The sequence below is a fragment of the Kaistia nematophila genome (genome assembly GCF_026343855.1).
GTDB lineage: Bacteria > Pseudomonadota > Alphaproteobacteria > Rhizobiales > Kaistiaceae > Kaistia > Kaistia nematophila.
This window is the reverse complement of sequence record NZ_JAPKNK010000001.1, coordinates 589,740-607,702: the sequence shown is the minus strand read 5'-3', so window position 1 is coordinate 607,702 and position 17,963 is coordinate 589,740. Positions and strand designations below refer to the sequence as shown.

General features: G+C 68.8%; 14 protein-coding genes. 9 read left to right on the top strand and 5 right to left on the bottom strand.

The window, feature by feature from the left end:
• Nucleotides 1-95 precede the first annotated feature (95 nt).
• Nucleotides 96-1,031, top strand: coding sequence for a glycosyltransferase family 2 protein (locus tag OSH07_RS02790; protein WP_266337073.1), 936 nt, complete (start codon nucleotides 96-98; stop codon nucleotides 1,029-1,031).
• The gene (locus tag OSH07_RS02785) at nucleotides 1,028-2,683 is read left to right on the top strand and encodes a glycoside hydrolase family 44 protein (RefSeq protein ID WP_266337072.1); all 1,656 of its coding nucleotides are present in this window, start codon (nucleotides 1,028-1,030) and stop codon (nucleotides 2,681-2,683) included. Before OSH07_RS02790 ends, OSH07_RS02785 begins: the two co-directional genes overlap by 4 nt.
• Here OSH07_RS02785 and OSH07_RS02780 read toward each other — a convergent pair.
• From OSH07_RS02780 to OSH07_RS02770, 3 genes are read right to left on the bottom strand one after another with little or no spacing between them, the layout of a single operon-like run.
• Entirely contained in the window at nucleotides 2,668-3,684 is a 1,017-nt protein-coding gene (locus OSH07_RS02780) for an NAD-dependent epimerase/dehydratase family protein (RefSeq protein WP_266337071.1), read from the bottom strand. The two genes, OSH07_RS02785 and OSH07_RS02780, sit on opposite strands and share 16 nt — an antisense overlap.
• 4 nt (nucleotides 3,685-3,688) lie before the next feature.
• Nucleotides 3,689-5,161, bottom strand: a complete 1,473-nt coding sequence (locus OSH07_RS02775; protein WP_266337070.1) for an oligosaccharide flippase family protein — start codon at nucleotides 5,159-5,161, stop codon at nucleotides 3,689-3,691.
• 45 nt (nucleotides 5,162-5,206) lie between these two features.
• Nucleotides 5,207-6,700 carry a GumC family protein gene (locus tag OSH07_RS02770; protein WP_266337069.1) on the bottom strand — a complete coding sequence of 498 codons (1,494 nt, stop codon included), beginning with the start codon at nucleotides 6,698-6,700 and terminating at the stop codon, nucleotides 5,207-5,209.
• Nucleotides 6,701-7,112: 412 nt separating this feature from the next.
• Between OSH07_RS02770 and OSH07_RS02765 the strand changes: the two genes are divergently transcribed.
• The 5 genes from OSH07_RS02765 to OSH07_RS02745 all read left to right on the top strand — a co-directional run bounded on the left by OSH07_RS02765 (nucleotide 7,113) and on the right by OSH07_RS02745 (nucleotide 11,974).
• Nucleotides 7,113-8,105, top strand: a complete 993-nt coding sequence (locus tag OSH07_RS02765) for an NAD-dependent epimerase/dehydratase family protein (protein ID WP_266337068.1) — start codon at nucleotides 7,113-7,115, stop codon at nucleotides 8,103-8,105.
• Nucleotides 8,105-9,259 (top strand): glycosyltransferase family 4 protein, encoded by a 1,155-nt coding sequence (locus OSH07_RS02760; RefSeq protein WP_266337067.1) that lies wholly within the window; start codon nucleotides 8,105-8,107, stop codon nucleotides 9,257-9,259. The genes OSH07_RS02765 and OSH07_RS02760 overlap by 1 nt, the downstream gene beginning before the upstream one ends.
• Nucleotides 9,246-10,535, top strand: coding sequence for a lipopolysaccharide biosynthesis protein (locus OSH07_RS02755; protein WP_266337066.1), 1,290 nt, complete (start codon nucleotides 9,246-9,248; stop codon nucleotides 10,533-10,535). Before OSH07_RS02760 ends, OSH07_RS02755 begins: the two co-directional genes overlap by 14 nt.
• On the top strand, nucleotides 10,528-11,688 hold the full coding sequence (locus tag OSH07_RS02750) for a glycosyltransferase family 4 protein (RefSeq protein WP_266337065.1): 1,161 nt from the start codon (nucleotides 10,528-10,530) through the stop codon (nucleotides 11,686-11,688). The genes OSH07_RS02755 and OSH07_RS02750 overlap by 8 nt, the downstream gene beginning before the upstream one ends.
• Nucleotides 11,689-11,797: 109 nt before the next feature.
• Nucleotides 11,798-11,974 carry a hypothetical protein gene (locus OSH07_RS02745; protein ID WP_266337064.1) on the top strand — a complete coding sequence of 59 codons (177 nt, stop codon included), beginning with the start codon at nucleotides 11,798-11,800 and terminating at the stop codon, nucleotides 11,972-11,974.
• A gap of 15 nt (nucleotides 11,975-11,989) precedes the next feature.
• On the opposite strand, the gene OSH07_RS02740 is transcribed toward OSH07_RS02745, so the two are convergent.
• Nucleotides 11,990-12,643 carry a TetR family transcriptional regulator gene (locus OSH07_RS02740; protein ID WP_338149863.1) on the bottom strand — a complete coding sequence of 218 codons (654 nt, stop codon included), beginning with the start codon at nucleotides 12,641-12,643 and terminating at the stop codon, nucleotides 11,990-11,992.
• A gap of 87 nt (nucleotides 12,644-12,730) precedes the next feature.
• Here OSH07_RS02740 and OSH07_RS02730 point away from each other — a divergent pair, with 87 nt between their 5' ends.
• Nucleotides 12,731-13,891 carry an efflux RND transporter periplasmic adaptor subunit gene (locus OSH07_RS02730; protein ID WP_266337063.1) on the top strand — a complete coding sequence of 387 codons (1,161 nt, stop codon included), beginning with the start codon at nucleotides 12,731-12,733 and terminating at the stop codon, nucleotides 13,889-13,891.
• Nucleotides 13,891-17,046, top strand: a complete 3,156-nt coding sequence (locus OSH07_RS02725; protein WP_266337062.1) for an efflux RND transporter permease subunit — start codon at nucleotides 13,891-13,893, stop codon at nucleotides 17,044-17,046. The genes OSH07_RS02730 and OSH07_RS02725 overlap by 1 nt, the downstream gene beginning before the upstream one ends.
• A 106-nt stretch (nucleotides 17,047-17,152) precedes the next feature.
• Here OSH07_RS02725 and OSH07_RS02720 read toward each other — a convergent pair whose 3' ends face one another.
• Nucleotides 17,153-17,962: an SDR family NAD(P)-dependent oxidoreductase gene (locus OSH07_RS02720; protein ID WP_266337061.1), complete on the bottom strand. Its 810-nt coding sequence runs from the start codon at nucleotides 17,960-17,962 to the stop codon at nucleotides 17,153-17,155.
• Between the last annotated feature and the right edge of the window lies 1 nt (nucleotide 17,963).

Here is a 17,963-nt window from a genome sequence, read left to right as displayed (position 1 = left end):
TTTCGTAGGATCAGTGACCAACAGTAAAGATCGTCCTACGGCATGCGTTTCCGCCTGCCGGACGTCTTTTTCATCCAGCGCGAGAAAGTTTCCGGGTGGGCAGCGTTTCCATCGTCATTCCCACCTTGAACCGGCCGAAGGCGCTGCAGCGCGCCGTCGCCAGCGCGCTCGCGCAGACGGACCTCGCCGATCTCGACATCGAGATTCTGGTGGTCGACAATTCCGCCGACGGCAATGCCGGCGCCCTGGTCGAAACGATCGCGCCCGGCGCCAACTGGCCGGTGCGCTATATTTCCATGCCCGTGCCCGGCGTCGCCAATGCACGCAATGCCGGGGTCACCGCCGCGCAGGGGCGCTGGGTCGCCTTCCTCGACGATGACGAACAGGCATCCGAGACCTGGCTGAGCCGGCACGTCGAGACGGCGCGTCGCAGCGGCGCCAGCGCCGTGTTCGGTCCGGTCACGGCGAAGGCCGAGGGTGGCCGCAAGATCGGCCCGCTCGCGCCCTATTTCTCGCGCCAGTTCGATCGAACGGATGGCGAGGACGTCACCGATCTCGCTCCCTATCTCGGCACCAACAATTCGATGTTCGATCGCGAGAGCTGCCTGCAGGGCGATGGCGGCCCGTTCGACACCAGCCTGAACGAGACCGGCGGCGAGGACACGCTGCTGCTGAAGCGCCTCGTCGACGAGGGCAAGCGCTTTGCCTGGTCGGAGAAGGCTGATGTCACGGAGTGGGTGCCGGAACGCCGGCTGAACTGGGCCTATGTCCGCAAGCGCAAGTTCCTGAGCGGCCAGATCCGCGTGTTGACGCATCACAAGGCGCAGCCGGCCGAATGGAGCCGCATCGCCTTCTGGATGTGCGTCGGCATGGCGCAGATCGTCCTGCACGGCATCGCCGCGGTCGTCACAGCGCCGTTCGACAAGGTTCGGTCCGAAAAGGCGCGGGTCAAGGTGCGCGGCGGTCTCGGCAAGGTGCTGTGGATGCAGCGCTTCCGCCCTGCCCTCTACGGATCGGGCCTGGTCTCGTGAGCGCTCGCCGTCGGGCGGGGCCGACGCGGCGCTCCGTGCTCGCCGGCAGCCTCGCGGCGGGGTTCATCGGTGCTTTGCCGGCACGAGCCCAGTCCGGCGGTCGCTGGATGGTGCGGATCGCCGATGGCGGGACGGGCACGCCGATCAGCCCGTTGATCTACGGCTCCAACGAAATCGGCACCATGGATGGCGGTGCGCCCTCCGCCGAGCTCGACCGGGCCGCCGGCGTCACCGCGCGCCGGCTCGGCGGCAATCTCATGACGACCTATAACTGGGTCAACAACGCGGCGAATTCCGGCAAGGACTACCATCAGGCCAACGGCCCGTTCCTGCTCGACGCGCTTGGCATCGACCGGCCGCAATGGGGCAAGCCGGCCCGGCTGATCGAGACGATGCACGAGACCTCGCTCGCCATGGGCGCGAAGAGCCTCGTCACCGTGCCGCTCGCCGGCTATGTCGCCGCCGATTTCGACGGTCCCGTGCCGCCGGAGGCGAGCGCCCCATCGCCGCGTTTCGTGCCGACGCGCTGGGACCCCGGCGCCAAGGCAGGAGATCCCGTCGTGCCCGCCGTCGCCGACATCCCGCAGCTCCTCGCCCGCTTGGTGGCGCGCTATGGCGGCGCCGACGGCGAGCGCGGCATCCATGCCTATGCGCTCGATAATGAGCCCGGCCTCTGGGCGGAGACGCATCCGCGCGTCGTCACCGCCAAGCCGACCATCCGCGCCTTTCTCGAGCGCTCGCTGGCGGCGGCGCGCGCGATCAAGCGGGCCGACCCGGCGGCCCGCGTGTTCGGCCCCGTCAGCTGGGGCGCGTCCGAGATGGTCTCGTTCCAGGACGCGCCCGACTGGAACGACTACCGCCAGTATGGCAGCTTCCTCGCCGCCTATCTCGATGCCTTCCGCACGGCGTCCGAACAGGACGGTATCCGCCTTCTCGATGCGCTCGACGTCCACTGGTACCCCTACAGCAACCGCGGCGACCTGTTCCGCAGCGAGGACCCGGCGCTCGCCGCGGCGCTGCTGCAGGCGCCGCGCTCGCTGACGGAGGCGGGCTTCCGCGAGGATAGCTGGGTGGTGCGGGCGCTGGCCGATGGCGGCGGCGATCGCGAAGTCGGCCTGCCGCTGCTGCCGAGCCTCCGGCGCATCGCCGATCACGTCTTTCCCGGCACCGACCTTGCCGTGACCGAGTTCAACTATGGCGGCGCCGGGCAGATCGCCTCCGGGTTGGCGCTCGCCGACGTGCTCGGCCGCTTCGGCCAGCAGGGCGTCTCGTTCGCCACGCATTGGGGCAGCCTCGACGGGACGCTCGGCGACGCCTATCGGCTGTTCCGGACGACGGATGCGACCGGCCGGCGCTTTGGCGACCGATCGCACGGCCTGACCGTCGAAGGCACGCCGGATGTCGTCGCCTACGCCTCGACCTTCGAGACCGGCCAGCCGGGGCTGCAGCTGATCGTCATCAACAAGTCGGAGGCCATGGCCACGGTGGATCTGCGCTTCGAAGCGCGGGAAGATCCGGATTGCCTGTCTGTCCTCGGCTTCGATGCGGCCAACCCTGGCACAACGGCCTTGACCGAAATCCCGATCCACGTCGACGGCGGCTTGCAGGTGCTCCTGCCGGCCCGATCGGCGCGTCGCTACAGCTTCGCCTGAGGAAACACCGTCCGCGCCAGGCCCTCGTCGAGACCGATGCGGGACGCAAGGCCGAGATCCGTCGCAGCCCGCGTGCTGTAGACGGCGTCGCGACCGAAAATCGCCATCTCGGCGCGGGTCGGCGCCAAGGCCGCCCGCTTCGATCCCGCCAGCCCGACGCGGCGGCCGATCTTCGCCGCCACCGCCATGAACTGCCGCAGCCCCAGCCGCATGCCGCCGAGCAACGGCAACTTGGGCGCGCCGATCCGCTGCGCCAAGGCTTCGAAATAGTCGTTCCAGGACGGGGTTTCCGGGCCGACGATGTTCAGCACCAAGATGGACGGCCAGCCGATGGCGGCGCCGGCCAGCAGCGCGTGCCCGGCCTCGGCCACCAGCGCGCCGATATCGTCGACATGCACCAGCGGCGCCGGACCATCGCCGGCGCGGCCGAAATTGCCCCATGCGCCGGCGGAAATCCGCTCCGCCAGCTTGTCGGTCCAGAAGCGGCTGCCGGTGCCGTAGACGATGCCGGGCCGCAGGATCAGCACGCGCCGCCGCGGATGGCCGGGATCACGCGCCCAGGCGGCGACCAGCGCCTCGCATTCGATCTTCGCGCGGGCATAGGCGCCGAGCGAACCGGTCGCCGACATGGATTCATCGATCACGCCGGTGCGGTCGCCATAGACAGCGATCGAGCTGAAATAGATGAGCGCCGGCACGTTCGCCTCAGTCATCGCCTGAAGCAGCGTCCGGCATTGCGCCACCATCGCCGCCTCGTCGCCATAGGCGGCGTGCACCACGAGTTCGACATCCGCCACGGCGCCGCGCGTCTGCGCGAGATCGTCGAGATCGCAGGGCGTCGGCACGATGCCTTCCGGCGAGACCGCGCTGGAGGGCGACCGCCGGGTGCCGGCGCGGACGGTATAGCCGCCCGCCGCCATATGGGCGGTGACGACCGACCCGATGAAGCCCGTCGCGCCGGTCACGAGGGCGGAACGGCGCGTATCGGGGAAGACGGTCATCGGATCAGGACTCCACGCTGGGGGCGATGCGGGCGGATGGCCGGACGATCGCCAGCAGGTTCCGGAATGCCGGACGGGCGAAGACGGCCAGGAGCACCGCATAGCAGACAACGCCGGTCGTGACCGAAATAACCAGCGCGAGCGGCCGATTGACGCCATCCAGCGCGAAGCCCACGCCGACGACGATCGCCCCCATCGCGCCGGAAAGCCCCCAGGCCGGCAACAGCGCCCGGAAGCGCTCCCGCCGCGGCCAGGCGAGGTTGCGCGCCGGCAGGCCGATCGCCAGCGCCGACTGGAACGTATCGCCGACGAGCCGTGACAGGCCGACGCTGACCGGCCCGAGCGGGCTGGCCACGACGAGGAGCAGCAGGGTCGCGCCGAAGCCGGACAGCGAACCGATCAGGCTGAATTCCGGCCGCGCGCTGGCCGAAAGCGCCGTATAGACGAGCCGCGCCGGCAGCAGGATGGCGGCCCCGACCGCGAGAAAGATCGCGATGTCGATCGCCCCGTCCCAGCCCGGCCCGGCGACGATGGGCAGCAGGATCGGCGTCACCGCCGCCATGCCGACGAAAAGCGGCGCGATGACGAAGGCGGCATTGGCGACGACCGGCTCGACCCGGTCGCGCAGCCGGCGCGGATCGGAACTGGCGCCGGCGAAATAGGAAAAGGCCAGGTTGTGCGACGTCGCGACGATGGCGCCGCGGATCGGCTCGATCAGCCGCATCGCCATGTTGACATAGCCGAGCACGGTGACGCCGTAGAGCGCGCCGACGACATTGTTGAAGGCGAGATAGGTCAGGTTGTCGGCCAGCCGGTCGAAGAAGGAGATCCGCGCGAAGCGGCCGATATGGCCGAGATGCGCCGTCGACCAGCGCGGCAGGATGAGGAAGCCAAGCCGCCATTGCAGCAGGATGGCGCGGGCGACGACGACGAGCAGGCGCTGCGCGATCAGCGCCCAGATGCCGCCGCCGGCGAAGGCGATCGCCAGCGACAGCGCGATGCCGATCGCGTGACCGCCGAGCGTTGCGATGGCGACATCGTTGAAACGGTGCAGCCGCCGCGCCAGCGCGGTCGCGATATCCGAATGGCCGCTGAAGAAGATCGACAGCATCGCGACCGGCAGCAGCACGCGCATCTCCGGCTCGCCATAGGCCCGGCCGAGCCAGAAGCCGCCTGCGATGGAGAGAAGAAACAGCCCGAGCGCCACGAGGAAGGCGACGGCGAGCGCGGCGCCGAGATGCGAGCGGCGCAAGGCGCGCCTCTGTGCCAGCGCCTCCTCGAACGGCGCGCCGACGCAGACGGAAGCCACCGCGACGATCGTCAGCACCAGCGCGCTGACGCCGAAATCGCGCGGCTCCAGCATGCGTGAGAGAATGACGGTGCTGCCCGTCAGCAGGGCGAGCCGGCCGATCGCATCGGCGCCGGCCCAGCCGATCCAGCCCAGCAGGCGCGGGGCCCGGGATCTGCCCTGGCTCATCCGCGGGCTCGCATTCTCGGATTTTGGGGGCGCGGGTTCATCGGGTCAGGACGGTAGCACGATCTCGTCGGAAGGCCCGCGTGGCCGGCCGGACGAAATCCGGGCGGCATCGATGCGCGGCAGCACCGTCGAAATCGAGCCGAGCCGCCACATCGCGCGGAGCGTGATCCAGGCGGCGACGAGCATCATGCCGAGGGCGGCGCCGAAAACGCCCCAGACGATCCGGCCGGCCAGCGACTTCTTCGTCGGCGGCGGCTGCGCGACCGAAACGACGCGGACCGCGCCGGGGTCGATCTGGCCGAATTCGCTCGCCTGCAGGGCGCGAGTCTTGAAGGATTCGAGCAGAGCGCGATTGGTCTCGACCTCCTGCTCCAGCGTGCGCATCTCGATCTTCGCCTGCTGCGTTTTGGCGACGGCGTCGGAGAGTGAGTCGACGGAGCGGGCGACGGCCTGCTGCGTGGTCCGGGCGCGCTCGAGATCGGCGCGGGCGGCGAGGCGGATGCGATCGAGCTCAAGACGGATGCGCCGGCGGATCTCCTCCACCCGACCGCGCGCTTCCGTCAGTGCCGGATGACGGTCGCCAAGCCGAGCGGCGAGCGCGGCGAGATCCTCCTGCGCCGCGTTCTGCCGCTCGATCAGCAGGGTCAGCGAGCGCGTGTCGTCGTTGGCGCCGAGCATGGAAAGCTCGCCGCCGGAGGAATCGAGCTGGGCCGCGCGCGCGGTCGCCTGGTCGAGGCGGATTTGCGCGGCGCTCACCGCGTTGACGGCATCGGCGAGCTTCTGCTCCACCACCAGCCGGTCGCCGGTGCTGATCAGGCCGTTGTCGATCCGAAAGGCGTTTGCCTTGAACTCGGCGTCGCTCAGCCGCTTGCGCAAGGCGTCGAGGCGCGACGTCAGTTCTTCGGTCAGACGACGGGCGGCGGCGGAACGGTTCGCCGCATCCTCCTCGACATAGGCCTTGACCACGGCGTTGGCGAGACGCGCCGCCGCGGCCGGCGTGCGCGCCGTGGCCGTGACGTCGATGACGAAGCTACGCTCCGCGCGCTGCACCGAGATCGAGCGCTGCAGCGCCGCCAGGGCGGCGGCATTGGCGCCATCCGAGTCCAGGCTCGGCCGGAGCGGCATCGGCTCGGTCGGCGTCACGCCCTCCTCCGCGTCGTCTTCCTCCGGCGACAGCTCGCTCATCAGGCTCTCGTCGCGCAGGATCTTCGAGAGCACGCGTTCCGAGGTCAGGACGCGCATCTGGCTCTCGACGACGCCGATCTGGCTGTTGGCGTCGAACTGTGCCGTCGCGACATCGCCCGGAAACACCGGCAATCCGCGCGGATCGAGCAGGAACTGCGCCGTGGCGGAATAGCGCTGCGGCAGGAAGGACTTGGCGACGAAGCCGAGGCAACCGAACACGACGCCGGCGAGCAGGATCCACCACACCCCGCGACGGAACGAGGCCGCCAGCACGGCAAGCGCCAGCGGCCAGGGCCCCGCTTCGCTTGGCGAAGCCCCGTTGGCGGTTCCGAGGGGGCGGGGACCGTCAGCCATGAACGCGCCGACTTCCTCTCGATTCACAAGTCACGGCGGGACGAGAAGGTCGTCGAACGGCCTCCGCGCCCTCCAGCATGAAGATACGGACTATCGCCCGCTCCCGGGGGAACGGCGATGACGAGAAGCGAGCCTAGGCGTCTGCCGATTAATATTCGGTTCAGCCGGCACGCCCGTTTCCGGCGATGCATCCACACCGTGCAGGTGACGCCGACCACAATTCGACAACCGGGTCTGTTTCATGACATCATGGGCCATCTTCTGTTGCATGCCGATCCATCTGGTGCATCCGCCATAAGGGGGCAGAGGACACCAGCCGCAGACCAGACGAACGACCGCAAGCCAGTTTCGCATCGCTTCCCGGGGACGGATCGGGACAGGTCCGCTCCGGGAGCGCGATGCCGGGGGGACCATGGCAATGACAGGTCATCGCAGTCGCATCCTGATCACGGGCGGTTCCGGCTTCGTCGGACGGCCCCTCGTCCGCCTGCTCTCCGCCGGCCACAATGTCCTCGTCTATGACGCGCTCCGCTTCGGCCGCGACCGGTTCACGGCCTCCGAGCTCGAACGGATCGAATTGGTCGAGGGCGATGTCCGCGACCAGGACCAGGTCCAGCGGGTCATGGAGACGTTCCGGCCCGAGGTGATCCTCCATCTCGCCGCGATCCATTTCATCCCGCAATGCGAGCGCGATCCGCTGACGGCGGTCACGGTCAATGTCGCCGGCACGGTCAATCTCCTCGCCGCCGCGCCGAAAGGCTGCCGCTTCGTGCTGGCGAGCAGCGGCGCGGTCTATAGGCCCGACGAGGCGCCGCATCGCGAGGATGCTTCCAGCCTTGAGCCGAGCGACGTCTACGGACTGACCAAGCTGCAGGCCGAGCAATATCTGCAGCATTTCGCCCGCAGCCGGGAACTCGCCGGCATCGCCACCCGCCTGTTCAACGTCGTCGGCTCGGGCGAAACCAATCCGCACCTGCTGCCGGAAATCACGCTGCAGCTGAAGGCGGGACGGCGCGAGGTCCGGCTCGGCAACATCTGGCCGAAGCGCGACTACATCCATGTCGAGGATGCCGCCGCTGGCTTCGCGGCGCTGGCGCTGGCGGGCCATGTCGCGCCGGGCGAGACAGTGCCGGTCAATCTCGGCACCTCGCGCCAGCATTCCGTCGCCGAGATTCTCGACCATCTGCGGCAGGCGGCCGGTTTCGATTTCGACATCGTGTCGGATCCGGTCCGCGCCCGCGCCGTCGACCGGCCCTTCCTCGCCGCCGATATCGGCCGGATCCAACAACGTTTCGGCTGGCGGCCCAGGCGCACGCTGCAGGACGCAGTGCAGGATCTGTGGCGCCATCCCGACATCAGCCCGCGCCTGTTCGGACCGGCAGCAGCCGCGAGCGGAGCCACCTGATGCGGATCGCGCTCCTGACCGAACTCTATCCGCCCTCCATCGGCGGGCAGGAGCTCTTCTTCGAAGGGCTCGGCCGCGCGCTCGCCGACCGCGGCCATCGGGTCGAGGTGTTCTGCATCGGCCACGCGGCCGGATTGCCGGCCGAGGAGACGCTCGACGGCATTGCTGTGCACCGGTTTCCTTCGGACCCTGCCTACCGTTCGCCGCCGCGAGCCTGGATGAAGCGCGCCTGGCCGACGATCTTCCGCTACGCGTTCTGGACTCGACGCCGGCTGCGGGACGACGACTATGATCTCGTCGTGCTCAACCAATGGCCGCTGCTGCATGCCGTGACACTGCCGCGCCGGCTTCGACGAAGGACCGTCCTGCACTGGTGCGAGGTTCGCAACGGGCGCTTCTACCGGATGGTGCAACGATACCTGCCCCGCCTCTCCGGCCACAACGCCGCGATCAGCGACGTCGTCGCCACGGCTATCGGAACGACATCGGAGCGGCCGTTCCTCGTCCTGACGAGCGGCTTGCGGCTCGGGGAATACCACTCCGCGCCTGCCCGGATGCGCAGCGGGATCCTCTCGCTCGGCCGCATCGTCGAGCACAAGAACCTGCCGCTTCTGGTCTCCGCCTTCGAGCAACTCAGGCAGGGGGGCTATGCCGGGCGCCTCACCATCGCCGGCGACGGGCCGGGGCTGGCGTCCTTGAAAGCCGTGATCGCGGCGTCGCCGGTGGGGGGCGACATAGCCCTTGCCGGGCCCGTCAGCGACGAGGACAAGGCGAAGCTCCTGGCAGAACATGAGCTTTTCGCCATCGTCAGCCAGCGCGAGGGCTTTCCGCGCGTCGTCGCCGAGGCGATGGCCAGCGGCCTGCCGGTGCTGACCGCCGGCTATCCCGGCAACGGCGCCAGCGACATCGTGCGCGCCGCCGGATGCGGCCTCGTCGCCGAGCCGGCGCCGGCCGCCCTGGCAGACGCCGCACGGGCCATCCTTGGCCAGTGGGCGGCCTATTCCGAAGCCGGCCTCCGCTTCGCGGCGGACCTCGACTGGTCGTGGATCGCCGAGCGGCTGGAACGACAGGTCGGCTGGGAGCCAGCCCGGTCTCCCGCGCGGTCCGAAGCCGCGTCCTCTCCATCACCGGCTGACTCCCATGCCGTCGGCTAGCGTCGCCCTCGGTCGTCACCCCCTGTTGCTTCCCGCCGCCAATCTGACCCTGCGGGCGGCAGGGCTGGCGATGCGGTTCGGACTGGTCATCTATCTCGCGCGCTATCTCGGCATCGGCGCGGTCGGCCAGTTCGGGCTGATCCAGGGCGCGGCAGCGTTGGCGCCGGTCGTGCTCGGCTGGGGCGTGACCTATTTCCTCGGCCGCGAGATCGTCGGCCGCCCGCCCCTCCAGGCCGGGCGGCTGGTCCGCGACCGCCTTCTCCTCACCATCGCGAGCCTGACGGCCGCCGGCGCCATCGTCGCGGCGCTGATGGTGGCAGGCGGGATCGCCGTGCCGGATTCGCTGCCCTGGATCGCCGCGATCCTGTTCCTCGAGACGATCGCCTTCGACCTTCATCTCGCCCTGATCAGCCTGGGGAGGCCGCTCGCCGCCAACTGGCTGCTCTTCATCCGCTCGGGCCTCTGGGTTCTGCCTGCGGCCGGGCTTAGCATCGCCTTCCCGGGGCTGCGCAGCCTCGATTTCGTGCTGCTCTGCTGGACGCTCGCGCTCGTCGCGAATTTCGGCACGCTGCTGTCCGTCGCCCGCGACTGGCCGCTCGCAGCGATTTCCCGCCATCGCGTCGACACGGCTTGGATCCTGGCGCGGCTGCGCGGCAGCGGGCTGATCTACCTGAATGATCTCGGCATCGCCGGCATGGCCTATCTCGACCGCTACGTCGTCCATTCGCGGCTCGATCTTCACGCTACCGGCATCTTCGTGCTGCACTGGGCGATCGCCAACGCCATCCACGTGCTGGTCACGGCCGCGACCATACAGGTCTCCCTGCCCGTACTGGTCACGGCCTACCGCACGGGCGGCGAAGGGAAGTGGCGTCGGGAGCTCCGCGATCTGTCCGTCCGCGTCGCGGCAATCGGCGCGCCACTTGCGATCCTCGTCTATGCCGTCGCCGTTCACGCCCTGCCGCCTGCGACCCGCACTGCCCTGCCGATCGATGCGCCGCTGCTGGCGCTCATGCTCGCCTCGACGGTGACCCGGCTGCTGGCGGACGCGCTCAACTACGGACTCTACAGCCGCGGACTCGACCGATCTCTGGCCTGGATCAATATTGGCGGGGCGCTGGCCGCCTTGCTGTTCAGCCTGATGCTGCTGCCCCGGTTCGGGCTCGTAGGCGGCGGCCTCGCCATGGTGCTGGCTTCCACTGTGCTGCTCGCCGCCCGCGCAGCCGCCCTCGCGGGACGCGACCGGGCAGGCCCGATGGAGCCGCGTCATGGCTGAGCCGCTGCCGCGAGAAACGGATGGGAGCGCCCGCTCGGAAGGATCGCCGCGCCGCCGCATCCTGCACATCCTGCCCGACGGCAGCGCCGGCGGTGGCGGAACCGCCGTGCTCGGCCTCTGCCGGGACCTGCTCGCCACGGGACGATGGGACGTGACACTGGTCACGGCGCCCGGCTCCGCCGTGATGGAGCAGGCGAAAGCGGCCGGCATCCGCACGCATGGGCTCGACTTCTTCACCTCGCGGCTCGACCCGCGCATCGCCCGCCGCCTGGCGCGGCCGGTCGAGGCGACCCGGCCCGACATCGTCCACGCTCATGGCGCGCGCGCAGCACTCCCTTTCTGCTTCCCGGCGCTGCGCCATATCGGCCCGCTCGTCTACACGGTGCACGGGTTCCACCACGTCCGGAAGCCGTTCCCGCTCCGCCAGCTCAGCCGGCTGGCCGAGAGGCGGATCGCGGCGCGCGCCGCGGCGGTCGTCTTCGTATCGGCCGGCGACCAGAGCCGCGCGGCCAACGAGGAGATCCTCCCCCGCAGGGATCCGAAGGCTACCGTCATCGCCAACGGCATCGACCCCGCCGATTTCGATGGCCTGACGGCGGCGGAGGAGCGGTTCGACCTCGTCTTCGCCGGACGGGCCCACCAGCAGAAGAACCCGTTCTTCATGATCGAGATCATGGAAGCCTTGCGCACGACCGGCATCCGCCTTCGCATGATCTGCGGCGGCGAACTGGAGGCGGCGGTGCGGGCGCGCGTCGCCGTGAGCCCGGCCCGCGACCAGATCGTGCTGTCCGGCGCGCTGCCCCGTCGCGACGTTCTACGCGCCTTCCTCTCGGCGCGGCTCTATGTCCAGCCCTCGCTCTGGGAGGGCCTGCCGATCGCGCCGATCGAGGCGCTCTATTGCGGCCTGCCTGTCGTCGCCTCAAAGATCCGCGGAACGGACGAGGTAGTGATCGACGGCGTCAACGGACGCCTGATCGAGCGGTTTGAGCCGAAGCTCTATGCCGACGCCATCCGAACGCTCCTCGGCGACGATGCGATGCGCGATCGCCTCGCCGCGCAGGGGGAAGCCTGGATCAAGCGGCAGTATCTCCGGCCCGCCGGCTCGGAGCGCCTCGCGCGGCTCTACGAAGGTCTGCTGGCGCAGGGCGAATAGACCGCAACCGGCCGCGGCGACGGCGGCCCTTTCGCGAAGCGGACCTCTCGTCTACCTCTACGGAAGCGTGCCGCGAATCGCCGCTGCCCGTCACGGGAAGCCGTCACCGATGAGCAGCCAGATCCCCGACCATCCGAGAAACGCCGCCGAGGCAAAGGAGCGCGACGCGCTTCAGCCCGGCTGGCGGGTCATGCTCCGGGTGGTGACGCGCGCGCTCGTCTATGCCGGCATCATCGCCGCCAGCATCCTGATCTGGTGGGCGATCGGCAGGCTCTTCATCGGCTGAGCCCACCCTGGCGGATCATCCGCCCGCCTGTGAAAGCGCCACCCGCTGCGGACAGGCGGCATCGCGGCGGAAGCTTTCCACCAGGCTCTCCAGCGCCATCCGCAGGGTCTTGGCTACCTCGACGTCGAAATCAAAGCGGAGCCAGTTGTCGAGCAGGCCCGACATGAAGCAGTGCAGCGTCGTCGATGCCGTCGTCGCCGTCCATCCCGGCGCCAGCTGGCCGGCCTCGGAGGCCCGCTCGAAGGCGAGACGGAAATTCTCGACCATGGTGTCGTGCATGGAGCGCTGCAGGGTATAGGCCTCCTGCATCTCGCTTAGATATTCGCAGCGCGTGACGGTGATCCTGTAGACGGTGCGCGTGTGCTCGTCAGTGCCGAACAGCTCAATCACGCTGAGCGCCCAGTCGAGAACCGCCCGCAGCGGGTCGGAGGCGTCCTCGAAAGTCCGCGCCAGCCCATTGACGTGCTGGTCGTATGCGCGGGCGAAAATCGCGGTCAGGAGCTCCTGCTTGTTGGCGAAATGCCAGTAGATCGCGCCGCGCGTCACGCCGGCTTCCGCCGCAATCCGCTCCAGCGAGGCACCCGCGACGCCGATCTCGATGAACACGGTTTCCGCGGCATCCAGGATGCGTTGCCGAGTTTCCTCAGACTGAGATTTTGTTCGCCTCACTTAGCAAGCTTCCTTTACATACAGCGATGCAGGTATATATGCTGTACTGCAATAGATCCAGACATCTCATATTTGCGGTGCAAAACCATGCGCTTGGCCTCCTTCGCCCGCCAAACCCTATCAACGCTCTTCCTCGGCGCCAGCCTCCTGGCGCTACCCGCGACGGCCATGGCACAGGCGCCGGCCGCCCCGCCGCCGCCTAGCGTCGAGCTCACCACGCTCAACGCGCGCGAAGTGCCGATCAGCTACAGCTATGCCGGCCGCGTCTCGGCGTTCCGCGAAGTCCAGGTGCGCGCCCAGGTCGGCGGCATCCTGATGGAGCGGGCCTATGTCGAGGGCGCGCGGGTGAAGGCCGGCGACGTGCTGTTCCGCGTCGATCCCAAGACCTATGAGGCAGAGGTCGCCAAGGCCGAGGCGCAGTTGCAGACCGCCGAGGCGCAGCTGGCCCAGGCGAACCGCGACAAGGTCCGCGCCGTCGAGCTGTTCAGCCGCCAGGTTGGCTCGCAGAAGACCCGCGACGACGCCCTTTCGGCGGTCGAGCTCGCCGAGGCATCCGTCGCCGCGGCCAAGGCGCAGCTGAAGGCCGCCCAGATCAATCTCGACTATGCGACGGTGCGCGCGCCGATCGACGGCGTCACCAGCCTCGACGTCGTGCCGGAAGGCAGCCTGATCGGCGTCGGCAGCACCGACAGCCTGCTGACGACGATCACCCAGCTCGACCCGGTCTATGTGAACTTCTCCTTCACCGATGCGAATGCCGCCGAGATCCGCGAGATCGCCGAGGCGCACAAGCATCCGACCGCCGGCAACAAGCTGATCGCCAGCATCACCTTCGGCGACGGCTCCGCCTACGAGAAGACCGGCGAGATCGACTTCACCTCGGCCAGCATCGACACGCAGACCGGCACGATCCGCTCGCGCGCCGTGTTCGCCAATCCGGACTTCCGCCTGATCCCCGGCCAATTCGTGCGCGTGACCATCAGCGGCATGTCGCTGCCGCAGGCGATCGTCATCCCCGAAATTGCCGTGCTGCAGGGGCCGCAGGGCAAGTTCGTCTACACCGTGGACGACAAGGGCGTCGCCGCCATGGCGCCGGTGACGCTCGGCCAGTCGGTCGAGGGCGGCTGGGTCGTGACCGCCGGCCTCAAGTCCGGTGACCAGGTCGTCACCTCCGGCGTCATCAAGGTCCGTCCGGGGGCGCCGGTCGCGGCCGCCAAGACGATCGTCCAGACAGCGCAGGCGAACTGATGAACCGCTTCTTCGTCGACCGGCCCGTCTTCGCGGCCGTCATCTCGATCGTCATCGTGCTGGCGGGCATCCTCGCCATGCGCGCGCTGCCGATCGCCCAGTATCCGGAACTGACGCCGCCGCAGGTGGTCGTCAACGCCACCTATCCCGGCGCCAGCGCCGACGTGCTGACACAGACGGTCGCGGCGCCACTCGAAGAGCAGATCAACGGCGTCGAGGACATGCTCTACATGCAGTCGATCAACTCGGGCTCCGGCTCGATGCGGCTGATCGTGACCTTCGCCACCGGGACCGACGCCGACCAGGCGACGATCAACGTCAACAACCGCGTGCAGCGCGCCCTCTCGGCGCTGCCGTCGGAAGTGCAGCGGCTCGGCGTCACGGTCAACAAGCAGTCGAGCTCGATCCTCGCGGTCATCGCGCTGACCTCGAACAACCCGCAATACGACTCCGTCTACCTGGCCAACTACGCGCTGCTCAACGTCATCGACGAGCTGAAGCGCACGCCGGGCGTCGGCGAGGCGAACCTGTTCAGCCGCGAAAACTACGCCATGCGCATCTGGCTGCGCCCGGACAAGCTGGCGCAGTTCGGCCTGACGACCGACGACGTCGCCACCGCCGTCCGCGAGCAGAACCAGCAATACGCCGCCGGCCGCGTCGGCGATCCGCCGACCGCGGGCCAGCTGACCTATTCCTACGCCGTCACCACCGATGGCCGCCTGCCCGACCCCGAGGCCTTCGGCAACATCATCCTGCGCTCGGATTCGAACGGCTCGACGCTGCGGCTGCGCGACGTCGCGCGCATCGACCTCGGCGCCCAGGACTATGGCTTCAAGGCCATCCTGGACGGCCAGCCGACCGTGCCGATCGGCATCTACCTGCAGCCGGGCGCCAACGCGCTCAACACGATCGAGGCGGTCAAGGCCAAGCTGGACGAGATCCAGACGCGGATGCCGGAAGGCGTCAGCTACAGGATCCCCTATGACACGACCCTGTTCGTGCAGGCCTCGATCGACGAGGTGATCAAGACCTTCATCGAGGCGCTGATCCTCGTGGTGGTGGTCGTCTTCGTCTTCCTGCAGAACTGGCGGGCGACGCTGATTCCGCTGATCGCCGTGCCGGTGTCCATCCTTGGCACCTTCGCGGGCATGTATCTGCTCGGCTTCTCGATCAACCTGCTGACGCTGTTCGGCCTCGTGCTCGCGATCGGCATCGTCGTCGACGACGCCATCGTCGTGCTCGAGAACGTCGAGCGCATCATGACGACGGAAAAGCTGCCGCCGCGCGAGGCTACCATCAAGGCGATGGGCGAAGTGACGGGTCCCGTCATCGCCATCGTGCTGGTGCTCGTCTCGGTGTTCGTGCCGGTGGCGTTCATGGGCGGCCTGGCGGGCGAAATGTATCGCCAGTTCGCGATCACCATCGCCGTCTCCGTTACCCTCTCCGGCATCGTCGCCCTGACGCTGACGCCGGCGCTCTGCGCCCTGCTGCTGAAGCCGGGCCATCACGAGCCGATCCTGCCGTTCCGCCTGTTCAACCGCTTCTTCGACCGGCTGACGCGCGGCTATACGGCCGGCGTGCGCTTCTTCCTGAAGCGGGCCCTGCTCGGCGTGACGCTGTTCGCCGTCATGATCGGCGCCATGGGCTATCTCGCCATGAAGATCCCCGGCGCGCTCGTGCCGGAAGAAGATCAGGGCGTCATCCTGACGGTTGGCATCCTGCCGCCGGCCGCGGCCCTGTCGCGCACCGCCGACGTCATGTCGACCGTGAACGACAATGTGTCGAAGCACCCGGCCGTGCAGAGCGTGCTCGCCTTCTCCGGCTTCGACCTGCTCGCGGGCTCGCAGTCGCCAAGCGCCGGCGCCGCCTTCGTCAAGCTGAAGGACTGGGAAGAGCGGAAGACCCCGGATCTCGACGCGCGCGCCATGCCCGGCCAGGTGATGGGCATGAACGCGGGTATCCAGGACGGCATGGTTCTCGCCTTCAACCCGCCGCCGATCCAGGGCCTGAGCACGACGGGCGGCTTCGAGCTGTACGTGCAGGACCGCGCCGGCGCCGGAACCCCGCAATTGCTGGCGACGACCCAGGCGCTGGTCGAGGCCGCCGCCAAGCGGCCGGAGCTCGCCGGCGTCCGCACGACGCTTGCGACCAACGTCCCGCAGTACAAGATCAATGTCGACCGCGAGAAGGCCAAGGCCCTCGGCGTGCCGTTGACCTCGATCTTCGCCACCATGCAGGCGACCTTCGGCAGCCTGTACGTCAACGACTTCACGCTCTATGGCCGCAATTTCCAGGTCAAGCTGCAGTCGGAGGCGAACTTCCGCGAGAAGCCGGAGGACCTGCGCCAGGTCTTCGTCCGCGCCGACAGCGGCAGCATGATCCCGCTCGACGCGCTCGTGCATGTCGAACGGACGATCGGGCCGGACCTGCTGGAGCGCTTCAACAACTTCCCCGCCGCCAAGGTGATGGGCAATCCTGCACCGGGCTACTCGTCCGGCCAGGCGCTGGCAGCCATCCGCGAAGTGGCGGCGGAAGCGCTGCCGCCGAACTACACCGTCGCCTGGACGGGCTCCGCCTACCAGGAAATCGCCACCGGCGGCACCGGCCAGCAGGCGCTGATCTTCGGCATCATCATGGTGTTCCTGATCCTCGCCGCCCAGTATGAGCGCTGGTCGCTGCCGCTCGCCGTCATCCTGGCGGTGCCGTTCGCACTGTTCGGTGCGTTCCTCGCCATCTGGCTGCGCGGGCTCAGCAACGACGTCTACTTCCAGATCGGCCTGGTCACCCTGATCGGTCTGGCGGCGAAGAACGCGATCCTGATCGTCGAGTTCGCCGTGATCAAGCGCGAGGAGGGCATGAGCGCCTTCGACGCCGCGCTCGAGGCGGCGCGCCTGCGCTTCCGCCCGATCATCATGACGTCGCTGGCCTTCATCCTCGGCGTGGTGCCGCTGGCGATCTCGACGGGCGCCGGCTCCGCCAGCCGCCATTCGATCGGCACCGGCGTCATCGGCGGCATGCTGGCGGCGACCTTCATCGCCACCTTCTTCATCCCGCTGTTCTACCGGCTGATCGGTGGCGGCAAGGACAAGAAAGCGGAGGCGACGACGACGCCCCCGGCCGCACCGGCGCCGGCCGCCCGCCAGGAACCCGCCTGAGGCCCCAGGCCTCGGCACCGCCCAAACGAAAGGGGCGACGCCAGACCGGCGTCGCCCCTTTCTTCTTGTCCGTCCCGAAGCCACGCCAAAGGCGTGACGCCGGCGCCTAGATCAGGCGCGGGAACGCATCAGCATCGGGGGCGTTGGCCCAGCTCAGCAGCGTCTGGCCGCCATCGATCAGCCAGTCGACGCCGGTGACGTGGCGGGCGTCATCGCTGGCGAGGAAGGCGACCGCCGCCGCGACGTCCTCGGGCTGGCCGATGCGGCGCAGCGGAATGCGGTCGGAGAAGCGCTTGGTGCTCGCCTCGAAGGCAGCCTGGTCGGCTGCCGGAACACCCAGCGTCGTCTGGATCACGCCCGGGCAGATCGCATTGACGCGGATGCCATAGGCGGCGCAATCGAGCGCGGCGACCTTGGTGAGGCCAACGACGGCATGCTTGCTGGCGGTATAGGGCGAGCCGCCCGGCAGCACGTCCCAGCCCGCCATGGACGAGCCCATGTTGACGATGGCGCCGCCCTGCTTCTGAGCTATCATGATGCGGACGACGGCCTGCTGGACGATGAAGATACCGCGCAGGTTGATCCGGATGACGCGGTCCCATTCCTCCAGCGGCAGGTCATAGACCGGCGCCGGGGTGCCGGAGATGCCGGCATTGTTGAACAGCACGTCGATGCGGCCGAAGCGGTCGACGACGGCGGCAAGCGCTTTGTCGACGGCCGCCGGCTCGGTGACATCAGCCGAAACGGCAAACGCGCGCTCGCCGAGTTCAGTCGCCAGCGCCTCGGCGCGGCCGCCATCCTGATCGAGGATGGCGACGCCCGCCGCGCCCTCAGCGAGGAAGCAGCGCACGGCCGCCTGCCCGATGGCGCCCGCGCCGCCTGTCACCACAACGATCTTGTCCACGAACCGCGTCATT

Excerpts from the sequence above, each read along its gene's own strand:
- OSH07_RS02780 (WP_266337071.1), bottom strand. The coding sequence starts at position 3,684 with ATGACCGTCTTCCCCGATACGCGCCGTTCCGCCCTCGTGACCGGCGCG.
- OSH07_RS02775 (WP_266337070.1), bottom strand. The coding sequence starts at position 5,161 with ATGAGCCAGGGCAGATCCCGGGCCCCGCGCCTGCTGGGCTGGATCGGC.
- OSH07_RS02770 (WP_266337069.1), bottom strand. The coding sequence starts at position 6,700 with ATGGCTGACGGTCCCCGCCCCCTCGGAACCGCCAACGGGGCTTCGCCA.
- OSH07_RS02765 (WP_266337068.1), top strand. The coding sequence starts at position 7,113 with ATGGCAATGACAGGTCATCGCAGTCGCATCCTGATCACGGGCGGTTCC.
- OSH07_RS02760 (WP_266337067.1), top strand. The coding sequence starts at position 8,105 with ATGCGGATCGCGCTCCTGACCGAACTCTATCCGCCCTCCATCGGCGGG.
- OSH07_RS02755 (WP_266337066.1), top strand. The coding sequence starts at position 9,246 with ATGCCGTCGGCTAGCGTCGCCCTCGGTCGTCACCCCCTGTTGCTTCCC.
- OSH07_RS02750 (WP_266337065.1), top strand. The coding sequence starts at position 10,528 with ATGGCTGAGCCGCTGCCGCGAGAAACGGATGGGAGCGCCCGCTCGGAA.
- OSH07_RS02745 (WP_266337064.1), top strand. The coding sequence starts at position 11,798 with ATGAGCAGCCAGATCCCCGACCATCCGAGAAACGCCGCCGAGGCAAAG.
- OSH07_RS02730 (WP_266337063.1), top strand. The coding sequence starts at position 12,731 with ATGCGCTTGGCCTCCTTCGCCCGCCAAACCCTATCAACGCTCTTCCTC.
- OSH07_RS02725 (WP_266337062.1), top strand. The coding sequence starts at position 13,891 with ATGAACCGCTTCTTCGTCGACCGGCCCGTCTTCGCGGCCGTCATCTCG.
- OSH07_RS02720 (WP_266337061.1), bottom strand. The coding sequence starts at position 17,962 with ATGACGCGGTTCGTGGACAAGATCGTTGTGGTGACAGGCGGCGCGGGC.